We start from the raw sequence: 14,105 nt of genomic DNA on the forward strand, positions 1-14,105 counted from the left end.
AGTTTTATGACGTATCACCATACGACTCCTAGCTTTTGCTAATGAGCTATGTATAAAAATAAAAATTAAATTAAAAAATGGAAAGTTGCAGAATAAACATGTTACTATGTAGAAAATTCTGTTTTGGAGGTGTGGGGTATGCAATTGGCTATCGAAACTTCCCAAAAAATAATGCAAGTTTTATCACCACAATTAGTACAGCATTTGGAAATACTGCAATATACAACGAATGAGCTAGAACAGTATATTTATGATAAGGCTAACGAAAATCCACTGTTAGCAGTCACTGATGCTAAGGTGAAATTGCATTATGAGGAAATTATGCAATTAGCAAGCTATTCTGATAAAAGTTATTCCGCGCAACATTATGCGCCTCAACATCATTCGTTTAATCCCATTGAGATGAAGTTTGCTGTAAAAGAAAGCTATGAGCAGTTCTTACTGGAACAAGTACCTATGCATAAAAATCTATCTTCTATAGATTTAAAAATTTTAACGTTTTTAATTCAATCCTTAGACGAACGTCTATTTTTAGATGTTGATTTAGAAGTTGTCGCTACTATATGTAAAACGGATGTTATACATGTAGAGGCATTATTGGACTTACTTCAAACTTTCGAGCCAATAGGAGTAGGGGCACGTCATTATCAGGAGTTTTTACTCATTCAAGTAGATGGTGATGCGCTTGCTCCAAAATTGGCCTCTCGATTTATCGAAATGGATTTAGAGCTAGTGGCAGCACAAGCTATTAAACAGTTAAGTAAAAAGTATAAAGCGTCTCTACATGAAGTGCAGAAAACGATCCGCTATATAAAAAATTTAAATCCAGTGATGAGGGGAGATCAATTCGAAGAAATTCCATATGTCATGCCAGAAATCGAAGTAGAAAGATTAGGAGAGGAATGGCTGATTAAATTAAATCGTGGATATTTACCAATCGTTACTATCGATAAACAGTATGTTGAAATGCTAAAAAATGATCCGAATTGTAAAACATATTTCAAAGATACAATGAGAGATGCTCTTTTATTATTACAAGGAATTGAACAACGTGATAAAACACTGTATGAGTTAGCTAGATTGCTAGTGGAATTGCAAGCAGATTTTTTCCGTAAAGGTAAGGAGGCATTGAAGCCAATGCGGTTAAAAGATGTAGCGGATATTTTAAGTCTACATGTATCAACAATTAGCAGAGCAGTGCGTGGAAAATATATAAAAACCCCTCATGGTGTGTATGCTTTACAATCGTTATTTACAAAAGGGGTAATGAATATTTCTGGAAAAATGGATTCAATTATGTATATTAAAAAGCGGCTCAAACAGTTGATCGAAGGTGAGGATAAACAAAAGCCTTTAACTGATCAACAGATTACAAATACTTTGAGTGCTGAGGGTATCCAAATATCCAGACGAACAGTAGCGAAGTACAGGGAAGAGATGAATATTATGAGTTCATTTAATCGAATGTATGGATAGGCTAGATGATGTAAATGAACTGTTAATGATGTATTTTGGCATCAAAACTTGAAAATGGCATATGAAAACATTTGTTGCTGTCGCTTCGCTTTCGCACAGAAAACATTTGTTGCTGTCGCTTCGCTTTCGCACAGAAAACATTTGTTGTTGAAAAATGTCTTATCGCAATATTCAGGGATGAGGATGTTTTGGACACCCGCTGAAAAGAAGTAAAGAACGTATGCCATGTATAAGTTGATTGGAGTGGAGGTGGGGCGACTCCTTGGGGATCAGCGTCACAGATGAGACCCTGCAGCGTAGCGAAGCGGCTCATCGGACGCCCCCAGGAAAGCGCCCAGCCGAAACGGAAATCAACTTCACGCTATGTTGATGAGCATTAAAATTACTAAGTTGGAAAAATACGAGAACAATAGATATGTGGATAAAAAATTCGGAATCTTTTTATAATTTGATAGGTTTGGCATCAGAATTGCTCATTAAACGGTAGACATTGTAGTAAAGGAAAGGGGCTAGTAAATGTCTACATAAAACACAAAGGGGTGGTTTAATGGGGGCTTTGCAAAAATCACTGAAAACACGGCATATTACAATGATCTCCATTGGTGGGGTTATTGGCACGGGGCTTTTCGTTGGGACAGGAAAAAATATTTTAAGTACCGGTCCAGCAGCGGTGGTTTCATATGCGATTGCGTGCTTACTCATAGTTCTGATCATGCAAATGGTTGGGGAAATGGCAGCTGGAGAAATAGTATTAGGAAGGAAATCAGGAGGGGCAGCAGAGTTAGGTTCATTTGCTTCATATGCAGGGAAGTATATTGGGCCATGGGCAGGATTTACAGTGGGGTGGCTTTATTGGGCAAGCTGGGTATTTATTGTGGGATTAGAAGCAGCACTCATAGGGGGAATGCTGCACAATTGGTTTCCGATGATACCAATATGGCTTGGAAGTGTAGGTATAACGTTATTAATGACAATCGTTAATATTTATTCAGTAAAGTCATTTGGTGAATTTGAATATTGGCTTTCCTTCGTTAAAGTTACGGCTATCGTTGTATTTTTAATAGTTGGTATAGCTATGATTTTAGGGGTTTGGCCAAATTCTGAGCCGAAGGGATTAGGTATTTTAACGGAATTTGGTGGATTTGCACCAAATGGTATTGTCCCGATTTTTACGGCAATTGTCTTTGTAATATTCTCAATCTGTGGTGCTGAGGTTGCAGCCATCGCTGCAGCAGAGTCTGAAAATCCAGCGAAAAATATCGTCCGCGCTATTCGCAATGTTGTCTTTCGATTAGGTTTATTTTTTGTAGGCTCAGTAGCTATTATGGTTTTACTTATACCTTGGAATGATACAAAAATGTTGGCAGCACCTTATGCAAATATTTTAACAATGGCAGGGCTTCCAATTGCCGCTCAACTTATTCAAATAGTCATTTTCATTTCATTAATTTCTGTTTTAAATTCCGCTCTTTATACAAGTTCACGTATGTTACTAGAAATGTCGCGTCAAGGTGATGCACCAAAAATATTCTCGCAAATTAAAAATAGTCGAGGTGTGCCTGTCCCAGCCGTTATTGGTAGTACGGTGGTTGCTTATATTTGTGCGATGTTATACTTCATTTCACCTGAAGTTATTTTCTACTTTTTGGGGAATTGCGTTGGAGGATTAATGATTGCAGTTTATATTTTCATTGCTATTTCACAAATTCGTTTCCGACGTCATTATGACAAAGTTTCAGATGAGGCATTATCGATTAAAATGTGGCTATTTCCATATCTATCGTATGTCACAATTGGTATTTTAATAGTCGTTTATTTCTGCCAGGCGCTCATCGAATCTTTACGTTCACAATTTTATTTAAGTACATTAGTACTAATTGGCTCAGTCGTGTTGTTCATGATTATGCGAAAGCTGTCGACAAGACCTGCGGAGCAAATAGAGGAAAAGCTAGCCTCAGAGTAGAATTCTATAAAATACAGAAAATTCGCTATATTCTTGCTAGATATCAAGCCGCGAAAGAATTTAAAGGATGCTTTAAGTTCTTTCGCGACGTATAGATGCCCCGTAGAAAAAGCGAATTTTTTGTGTAAATGGATAAGGTGTGCGTTTATAAATGGATAAAAATGGTTAACTGATACACCTACTAATTGATAAATATTTAAGGTTCGAGAGGGAATGATCTAGATGTCGATAACTCAACTACATAAAGATGAGCATTTTTTTATTGTAAAAAATGATGAGGTACTGTTTAAAAGTGATATCCAAATAGAGCTTCTTGAAAAAATAATAAAAAATTATAGTAAAGGGACGAAAAGCTTTAAGGTAGATGGTTGTTTTGTTCATGTATTAGAGACTTCGCAAGGTAGCTTATTTTATGTCAAACCATTCATGCAGTATAGCTATATAGATTTTATGAACCCGTTGTCCATAAAAGTATTAAACTCCATATCTGATGGCGTTACAGTATGTGATAGCGATGGCAAAATTTTATTTCAAAATGATATTGATATTGAAATTGTTGGCATTGATTTAATGGGGAGATATGCAAAAGACGTAATTGCTGAAGGATTAATGAGTGATTCCATTTCGATGAAAGTAATTGAATCAAAAGAAAAAGTTACGATATTGCAGACGTTTATTAATGGAAAATGCTTTTTAGTTTCTGGTAAGCCAATATTTGATGAGTACGGTGAATTACAATACGTAGTAGCAATTACACGTGATATGACACAATTAAAACTGTTAGAGAAAGAAGTAAAAAAATTAGAAGTTCAAAATGAAAATTTTAAAAATAAGCTACATGCCCTACATAATAAAGAAACAACAAAAAGTAGTTTAATCGCAGTCTCTTCAGAAATGATGCAGGTTGTAAAGCGGGTTATGAGAGTTGCAGAGGTAGACTCAACTGTATTAATTGGTGGCGAATCGGGCGTTGGTAAAGAAGAGATTACAAAGCTTATTCATGCAAACAGCCGACGTAACGATAAGCAAATATTAACGATAAACTGTAGTGCAATCCCTGAGAATTTATTAGAATCTGAGCTTTTTGGCTATGAGGCAGGAGCATTTACGGGTGCAGCAAGAGGTGGTAAGGCTGGGTTATTTGAGATTGCGTCTGGCGGTACAGTGTTTTTAGATGAAATTGGAGAGATGCCCTTACTGCTACAGGCGAAATTATTACGTGTTCTCCAAGAATCTGAGGTTCAGCGTTTAGGTAGTGGAAAACCTATTCGAATTGATGTACGCATAATCGCTGCGACAAATCGAAATTTAGCTGAAATGGTGAGGCAAGGTCATTTTCGAGAGGATTTATATTACCGTTTAAATATTATCCCGATTGAAATTCCTCCTTTAAGATATCGTCGTCAAGATATTATACCGCTAGTCTACCATTTCTTAGCTGTTGTTGAAGAAAAGTATGGTATCCATCGAACGATTGAGTCATCTGCAATGAAAATATTAGAGTGTTATGATTGGCCAGGAAATGTACGACAACTTAAAAATATGGTGGAGCGTATTTGCTTGCTAGCAACGCAGCCAGAAATAACAGCTTATATTGTGCAACAAGAGTTAGATAGTAACCCAACTATTATACGTAATCAAGAAGATCCAGTGAAAATACAAAGCAACCAGGAACAGGTTGGATCCGCGAAGTTTAGTGGTACTTTAAAGGAGCAAGTAGCTTCGTTTGAAAAGCAGATTATTAAGGAGGCTCTATCTAAATTTCCAAGTATCAGGCAAGCAGCTAAATCACTTGGCTGTGATCAGTCAACGTTAGTACGTAAAATACAAAAATTCCAATTAACGAAACAAATTTCATATGAGGATTAGTGATGTATTTTCGCATCAAAATTTCATCTGTGCACAATAACTAGCAATATTGCAATACTCACTAATTAATACAAGAAAAATGATGAAATACATCGTTAATATGTTAATAGATTTAAAAGAAAAGAGACATTTTCAAAAAAAGAAAACGTCTCTTTTTCATTTTGTTGCAGGCGTTGTGAAGCGTTTCACTCTTCACAAAAAGAAAGATATGTTTTGTTAAAAGGTATGCCAATAATAATAAGTTGATTGGAGTGGAGGCTGGGCGACTCCTTGGGGATCAGCGTCACAGATGAGACCCTGGAGCGAGCAACGCGAGTGAAGCGGCTCATCGGACGCCCCCAGGAAAGCGCCCAGCCGGAACGGAAATCAACCACACGTTATGAAAATGTAGCAATATTTTTTCGTTAAAATAATTTTTTTCTTCAGTTGGCATGAGAATTGCTATTAAAAAAGTGTATGAAATTTTAAACGAAAAGAGGTTGGTATTTATGACAATTCAACTAAAAGAAGAGTTAAAAACGTTAGATCAAAAACATTTTCTACATCCAACAACGTCGATTGAGCAACAGCAAACACAAGGTCCAGCAGCCATCTTTATAGAGGGCAATGGCATTTACTTAAAAGATATAGAAGGAAATATATACATTGATGGCATGTCATCATTATGGAATGTAAATATCGGGCATGGCCGTAAAGAAATTGCCGAAGTAGCGAAGGAGCAAATCTCTACATTAGCATTTAGTTCCTGCTTCGCTTCATTTAGCAATGAACCAGCTATCCGTTTAGCGACGAAAATCGCATCTTTAACTCCGGGAGACTTAAATACTGTATTTTTCACTTCAGGTGGTTCAGAGTCGAACGATACAGCGATTAAATTAGCACGTCATTACTGGTTACTTAAAGGGCAGCCAGAGCGTCAAAAAATTATTTCTCGTACACATTCATACCATGGTGTAGCAATGGGTGCTACTAGTGCGACAGGTTTACAAGCGTTCCGTGACTTTACCAATTCACACGCCCCTGATTTCCACTATGTATACAGCGAATCCGTACGTAATTTACGAGAAACGATTGAAGCATTAGGTCCTGAGACTGTTGCGGCATTTATTTCTGAGCCCGTACAAGGAGCGGGTGGAGTTAATATTCCACAAAAAGATTACTTTAAGGAAGTGCGAAAAATTTGTGATGAGTACGGTATTTTATTCATTGCGGATGAAGTTATTACGGGGTTTGGTCGTACAGGAAAATTCTTCGGTATGGAACATTACGGGGTAGTGCCGGATATGATGTCTTTCGCTAAAGGAGTATCAAGTGGTTATGTTCAACTTGGTGGTGTGGCGATATCCGAAACAATTCATCAAGATTTATGTGAGCTTTCTAAAGGGACATTAATGCACGGATATACTTACAGCGGTCATGCACTTGCTTGCCAAGTTGGATTGAAAAATATAGAAATTCTTGAGCAAGAAAATCTCGTTGAAAATGCTGCAAACATGGGGGATGCCATGTTAGAAGGATTCCGAGCACTGCAAGAAAAATATAGTTTTATCGGGCGTGTGCGTACGCTTGGATTACTTGGAGCCATTGAACTAGTGAAGAGCCGCGAGACGGGTGAATTGTTTGAGACTGCTCTTAGTCCGATTTTTGTTCAAGAAACGATGAAACGAGGATTGATTCTACGAACGGTCACGTACGATCAAGATACAGTTGTTTTTTCTCCACCTCTCATTCTATCAAGAGTAGAGCTAGATGAAATGTTACGTATTTTAGACGAGACATTTGAGCATATACGTAAAACAATTGTTGAAAAAAATATTTAACTTCTTTCAGCAAATATTTTGATAGCGAAAGCAAAGCGTCAGCTACAATGCTGAAAGAAATTAAAAAGCCTCCGGCGGATGTCAAGGAATCGAAAAGGAGTTCTAGAGGATGTTAGCCTAAAATTCATCGCATCCTTGCGATAACGGCTAACTGATCTGCATCGTGCAGGCCTAAGCACAAAGCCGATTCCGGACGCAATTATGCCGAGGCATAATTGATATAGGTATAAACGACTGTTTGAAGGAGGAGTTTCATGACAACGATCGTTAGAGAAATACGAGAGCAATTTAACCCAGCGAAACCATCACAATGTATTGGTCAAGTTGAGCTTTTGACAATAGATGAAACGAAAGAAGTTATCGTTGCAGCTCAGGAAGCATTTGAAGGGTGGAAAAATACGTCCTCGGTTACACGTGGAGAAATTTTACGCGTGACAGCTGACTTGCTTGAGAAAAATATTGATAAAGTCGCTGAAATAGCTTCGAGTGAAATGGGTAAAACGAAAAATGAAATGCTTGGTGAAGTGAAACGTGGTGCTTCCATTTTACGTTATTTTGCACAAGAAGGAATGCGGGCAAAAGGAGAAGTATTACCTTCTGCCAATGAAGCGAAATTATTGTACACAATGCGAGTACCACTTGGTGTCGTTGCTGCCATAACGCCTTGGAATTTCCCTGTCGCTATTCCATTATGGAAAATTGCACCTGCATTAGTATATGGCAATACAGTTGTTTGGAAGCCATCTATTGAAAGCGCTTTAACCGGTAAAATGATTGGCCAATTATTCCAACAAGCAGGCCTGCCGGAAAATGTATTAAATGTCGTACAAGGCCGAGGTTCAAAGGTAGGGCAAGTATTATTGGAGGCGCCTGAAGTAAAGGCGATTACATTTACAGGTTCGAATGGTGTAGGTCAAAGTATTTTAGATACTGCTGGATCTACGAATAAAAAAATTCAGCTCGAACTTGGAGGCAAAAATGCAGCGATTATTTTAGCTGATGCTAGTATAAATCAAGCTGCAAAATTAACAATTGAAGGTGCGATGAAGCAAACTGGACAGCGTTGTACAGCAACTAGTCGAGTTTACATCGAGGAAACAGTTTATGACAATGTGTTAGAGCAATTGATCGAAGAAGCTAAAAAAATTGAAGTTGGTGTCACGATGGGGCCTGTGTCATCCAAAGGGCAGTATGATTCTATATTATCCGCTATCGAGAAAGCAAAAGATGAGGGTGCGGAGCTTGTTTTTGGCGGAGGTCCAACAAAAGGTATGTCAGAAGGATACTATATTGATCCAACCATCTTTACGAATGTAACCCACGAGATGTCGATTGCTCATGAAGAGATTTTTGGACCAGTTTTAGCTGTCATCAAAGTAAGAGACTATGAAGAAGCGATACGATTATCGAATGATTCTAATTTTGGATTAAGTGCTTCTATTTACACAAATAACATTCCGAAAGCATTTGATTTTATTAATCGTAGTGAAGTTGGACTTATACAGGTTAACGATGAAACGGGTGGAGCAGAGCCTCAAGCGCCGTTTGGAGGGATGAAAAACTCAAGTACTGGTGCCCGTGAACAGGGGCAGGCGGCAAAAGAGTTCTTTACAACGTTTAAAACAATTACGATTGGCACAAAAAGTGAGTAAAAAGTTTATCGTGAAAGAAATTTAAAATAGACAATAAAAAAATATATGTCACATATGCCTCGATGTAATGGCCCAGATTTTTCTCAAATTGTACGCGAAAATTTTAAAAAAATCAGGGGCAATCGCTCGAGGCATTAGCTTTATACAAAAAGATAAATAAATGAAAGAAGGTAGAGCTATGACACAAAGTCGTTTAGCAATTGATGTCGGCGGCACGTTTACAGATGTTTTTGTTTTTAATGAAGAGACGGGAGAAGTATTTGTCACAAAAACGTCTTCGACACCTGCAAATCCGGAGCAAGGAATTTTAAATGGAGTAGCAAAAGCAGAACTAAATGGCAAGGATATTAAAATTTTTTCTCATGGCACAACAGTTGGAACGAATGCGTTAATTGAGCGTAAGCTGCCAAAAACAGCTCTTATTACGACGAAGGGCTTTCGAGATGTCATCGAAATCCGGCGAGGGACGAAAGAAGATATATGGGATACGTATAAAGATACTGCGAAGCCTTATATACAACGACGGGATCGATTTGAAGTGACAGAACGAATAGATTATGAAGGAAATATTCTTCAAGCTATTGATGAAGAGGAAATTCGTTTATTAGCAAAAAAATTAAAACGTCGGGGAACTGAATCCATTGCAGTATGTTTCATCAATGCCTATGTGAACGGGAAAAATGAGGCGAAAGTTAAAAAGATTTTAAAAGAAGAATTACCGGATATCTATGTTTGTATTTCAAGTGAGGTGCTTCCGGAAATTTTTGAGCATGAGCGTATGAGTACAACGATTATTAATGCTGTTCTTGGGCCAATTATGAGTAATTACATTAGTAAGTTAAGCAATGAAATGCAGAAAAAGGGCTATGACGATGAAATATTAGTATTACACTCTGGTGGCGGTGTCATGACTTCAAGTACAGTTCCTCGCTATGCTGCTCGATTGGCAAGCTCCGGGATAGCTGCTGGTGCAATTGCAAGTAAGCATATCGCAAAGTTGTGTGGATTTGACAATGCCATTGGCTTAGATATGGGAGGTACAAGTACTGATATTTCACTGATGTATAAGGGGGATATACGAATCACAAAGGATTGGTCTATAGAATATGGCTATCCAATCGGTTTCCCGAGCATTGAAATAGTAACAATAGGAGCCGGCGGAGGTAGCCTCGCTTGGCAAGATGAAGGTGGTTCTTTACGAAATGGACCACAAAGTGCAGGGGCAGTACCAGGTCCAGCTTGTTATGGTCAAGGAGGTACGGAGCCCACAAACTCAGATGCAAATTTAGTGTTAGGACGCCTAGGTGTAGACTTGCTAGATGGAACGATGCAGTTAAATAAAGAGGCAGCGAAAGATGCTGTGACAAAAATCGCAAATGCATTCGATCAATCAGTTGAAGAAGCGGCAAGTGCCATTATAGAAGTTGCAAACGCCAATATGAGCGATGCAGTTCGCTTAATTTCAGTACGGAGAGGCTATGATCCGCGTGATTTCGCACTTGTAGCTTTTGGTGGTGCAGGCCCATTACACGGAGCTTATTTGGCAAAAGATTTAAACATCCCAAAAGTCATTATTCCTACGCATCCAGGTGTAGCTGCAGCAATGGGATGTTTACTAGTAGATGTACGCCATGATATTTCTAAAACGTATGTGAAAAAACTTGATGAAGTAAGTGTAGAGGAGCTAATAAATCAATTTAGTGAATTGCGAGAAGAGGCAAGAGGATTATTAGAAGAGGAAGGAATAGCAAAAAGCACATCGTCATTAACGAATTATATAGATCTGCGTTATAAGGGACAATGGAGATCTCTAGCAGTTCTCGTATCCGATCAAATCACTTCATTAGATGCTATTTTGGAAGCTTTCCATAAAGAACATGAACGCGAATTTGCATTTTCTGATAAGGATCAAACTGTAGAAATATTTGGCCTACGAGTAACCGCTATAGGAACAGTACCAAAACCTAATTTCCCACAATATGTTGCTGAAGGCTCACTGGAGGATGCTTTTAAAGAAACACGTCCTGTTTATTTTGAGGGGAAATATATAGAAACAAACGTTTATAACCGCGATAAAATACCTGTTAACACACAATTTGCTGGTCCAGCCATTATCGATCAGCTGGATACGACGACCGTTATTCCACCAGGATTTACTGCGGAAGTAGATGTCTATAAAAATATTATTATAACAGTGAACTAATAGCGATAAGGAGGAATGGGCGATGAGTACAACGAAATTGGAGACAAATCATAAGATCCAAAATCTAGACCCAGTAACATTTGAAGTGTTAAAAAATGGCTTTGTCAATTTAGTGGATCAAATGGCTGAGCAAATGCTGCGTACATGCTACTCGTTTGTTATTTATAATCGAGACTTTAGCTGTGCATTATGCGATGCACAGGGGAATACCGTTATGCAAGGAACGCAAGATATTTCCGTTCACGTAGGGACATTGCATTTAACGGCAAAGGCTGTCTTAGAGGATTTCGCGGATGATATCCATCCAGGTGATGTATTTTTAGTAAATGATCCTTATCGTGGAGGAACACATTTCAGTGATGTACGTGTGATATTACCGGTATTCCATGATGGTAAACTAATTGCACTCATGCAAACAAATGGACATTGGGCAGATGTCGGTGGTTCTAATCCAGGTTCCTTTGATATTACAGCTAAGGAACATTACGGGGAAGGTCTACGTATTCCTCCTGTCCGCATTTATAGTAAAGGTCAATATTTAACTGATGTAGTGAAGATTATTGTTATGAATATGCGTATTCCGGAAGAACGTATTGGCGATTTGCGGTCTCAAGTGGAAGCGGCGAAAGTTGGGGAAAAACAACTCAAAGAAATGATTGAAAAGTACGACATTCAGACAGTGCTAGTAGCTTTTGAAGAAGTTCAAAATTATGTAGAACGATTAATGAGAGCGAAAATTAAAGCTTTACCAAAAGGTCAGTGGGAAACGGTGGACTATATCGACATGGATCCACAAGTAGGAGATGGTCTCATCCCAATTCGTGTGAAAATGACCATTACGGAGGATGAAATAGCTTATGATTTAAGTGATTCACATCCTTATATTAGCTGTTTTTTAAATGCAGGATTTGGCTCAGCCCTTTCTGGTACTTATGCAGGAACGAAAACATTTTTCCCAGAGATTCCGCTGAACTCAGGATTTTATCGTGTCGTGAACATATTCCTCCCTGAAAACTCTGTCGTCAACGCACCTAGTCCAGTAGCTGTTTCTGGCTATTGTTCAGGAGCGTTTGAAAAAATTATGAATGCTTGCTTTGAATTATGGTCAAATATTATGCCTGAACGCGCTATCGCCTGTTCATTTAATTTAGAATATTTATTAGTGGGTGGGTATGATCAACGAAGAGACGGTAGTGAATATTTTATGTGGTATGACTGGATGGCTGGTGGCCACGGTGGACGTATTGACCGTGATGGTGCGAATACTACCTCACCGGTGTTCGGTGTAGGCTTAAGTGTTCAACCATGTGAAGGGCAAGAGCGTTTGTCACCAGTTGTTACAACGAAGCATGAAATTATTATAGACTCTGCTGGTCCAGGTAAATACCGTGGCGGCTGTGGTGTAGAAAAGGGAGGCGTTTTAACGAATGTAAACCAAACAGTGATGTCCTATTGTTGTGATCGGTCTCGTTCCATTACATGGGGCATTATGGGCGGCTTACCTTCTATCGCACAGGGCGCTATTTTAAACCCAAACAAAGAGGATGAAGAATTTTTAGGCACGATTTTCTCCAATGTTGAGTTGAAGAAAGGAGATTCCTTTACACGTCCATCAGCAGGAGGTGGTGGTTTAGGTGACCCATTAGCACGAGATGTCAACGCTGTTTTAGAGGATGTAATTGATGAATATGTTTCGATTGAGCGTGCAAAGCTTGATTATGGCGTAGTCATCCATGAAATTGACCGTGATATGGATGCCTTCGAAATTGATATGGCAGCAACAGTAAAGGAACGTGATTATATTCGCAATAACCGTCATCTATGGCTAGAAACAGATCCAATTGAAGTTGAGCAGATGTATAACAAAGGTGAAATTAACCAAATGGATGTTGTTCGAAAATATGGTGTTATTATGGATTACCAAACAAATAAAGCATTGCCAATCTCAACTGAGCAATACCGAGAAGCGATGAAAAAACGTTCTTTGGCCTACTGGTGACAGACATAACGTTCTTGCAATCAAGTGTTAATTAAAATAAGAGAGAGTAGTAAGAGTAGTAAGAGTAGTATACACTACTCTCTCTGCAAAATAAGGGTATAAAATTTTTGGTGTCTTCTATCATTGTATCTAACTGTATGACCATAAAAAACCACAATTGGATCGCAATCTTTTTCTCGGCTCCCCATATTTTACGGTTTTTAATTAGAAAAATTCCCCTCATATGCGGTTTTTTATAACAATCCAATGTCCCTCATTTTCTCAACAGCTTCTATTCTTGAATGTACTTGTAGTTTTTTGAAAATCTTTGTTAAACGATATTCGACTGTGCGTAAACTGACAAATAAATTTTCTGCTATTTTTTTACTTGTTTTTCCAGCGGCCACTAATTTAAGCAAGGCTAGTTCATTTTTTTGGAGGTCATATTGGATTAACTGATTCATTAGTTCCATTTTGTTCTTTTGGCAATTGATTACTTTTAATTGTTGTAATAATTGTACTGGCATCATGGCATTCCCATCTAGAGCGGAGTATATTGCTGCAATAAGATTTTCTGTAGATGCTGTTTTACTAACAAAACTAGAAACACCTGATTCTACTAATATATCGAAGAAAGGTTCAATATCGTATCCTGTGTAGATAATTTTAATTACATTATAATTTAATTTTTTTACTTTTTTTAACAATCTTGGATCCTTTAAAAAGGGCAAGTTTATATCAAATAAAAATATATCGAATGTTTGTTGCGAGAGAGCAGCCAAAGATTCCTCATCAGTTCTTACAACCGTAACATGGAAATTTCCTTCTTGTTCTAACAATAATTTTATACCTTCACCAACAGCTTTATGGTTATCTTCTACTAAAATATGTACCAATTTCTTACCTCCTTTGATGTAAATAGGCTATTATTTTTGAAACTGTTAATTATAATGCATTATACCTAATTTTATGCTGGAAAGGGATACAATTCATCAATAGATTTATATTTTGCTACTTTCATAATATTAATAATAGCAGGTGTATTTGGTGAACTAGGAAGTGTATTAGCACTATTTATTATTCATGAACATATAATAGTTGAAAAATGTGATTATGCAAAATCAACTTAGTTTGTGGTAGAGAG

At 37.8% G+C, this 14,105-nt stretch carries 8 protein-coding genes; 7 read left to right on the plus strand and 1 reads right to left on the minus strand.

The genetic code is table 11. The annotated features are described in order from the left end of the window. Positions 1-138: 138 nt before the first annotated feature. The 7 genes from rpoN to AC3WSO_RS07400 all read left to right on the plus strand — a co-directional run bounded on the left by rpoN (position 139) and on the right by AC3WSO_RS07400 (position 12,982). Positions 139-1,476, plus strand: coding sequence for an RNA polymerase factor sigma-54 (gene rpoN / locus AC3WSO_RS07370; protein WP_492529978.1), 1,338 nt, complete (start codon positions 139-141; stop codon positions 1,474-1,476). A 547-nt stretch (positions 1,477-2,023) separates the two neighbouring features. Next, positions 2,024-3,439, plus strand: coding sequence for an amino acid permease (locus AC3WSO_RS07375; protein ID WP_492529980.1), 1,416 nt, complete (start codon positions 2,024-2,026; stop codon positions 3,437-3,439). Positions 3,440-3,661: 222 nt separating this feature from the next. Beyond that, complete coding sequence (locus AC3WSO_RS07380) at positions 3,662-5,308, plus strand: sigma-54 interaction domain-containing protein (RefSeq protein ID WP_492529982.1); 1,647 nt, start codon at positions 3,662-3,664, stop codon at positions 5,306-5,308. A gap of 488 nt (positions 5,309-5,796) precedes the next feature. Next, a complete protein-coding gene (locus AC3WSO_RS07385; protein WP_492529984.1) occupies positions 5,797-7,128 on the plus strand; it encodes an aminotransferase family protein in 1,332 nt (443 codons plus the stop codon). Positions 7,129-7,382: 254 nt separating this feature from the next. Continuing rightward, on the plus strand, positions 7,383-8,780 hold the full coding sequence (locus AC3WSO_RS07390) for an aldehyde dehydrogenase family protein (protein WP_492529986.1): 1,398 nt from the start codon (positions 7,383-7,385) through the stop codon (positions 8,778-8,780). Positions 8,781-8,958: 178 nt separating this feature from the next. Continuing rightward, entirely contained in the window at positions 8,959-10,983 is a 2,025-nt protein-coding gene (locus AC3WSO_RS07395; protein ID WP_492529988.1) for a hydantoinase/oxoprolinase family protein, read from the plus strand. A gap of 22 nt (positions 10,984-11,005) precedes the next feature. Next, positions 11,006-12,982 (plus strand): hydantoinase B/oxoprolinase family protein, encoded by a 1,977-nt coding sequence (locus AC3WSO_RS07400; RefSeq protein ID WP_492529990.1) that lies wholly within the window; start codon positions 11,006-11,008, stop codon positions 12,980-12,982. 233 nt (positions 12,983-13,215) lie between these two features. Here AC3WSO_RS07400 and AC3WSO_RS07405 read toward each other — a convergent pair whose 3' ends face one another. After that, positions 13,216-13,857, minus strand: a complete 642-nt coding sequence (locus tag AC3WSO_RS07405; protein WP_492529992.1) for a response regulator — start codon at positions 13,855-13,857, stop codon at positions 13,216-13,218. Positions 13,858-14,105: the final 248 nt, after the last annotated feature.

The sequence above is a fragment of the Lysinibacillus sp. EB106-09-02-XG168 genome (genome assembly GCF_058791475.1).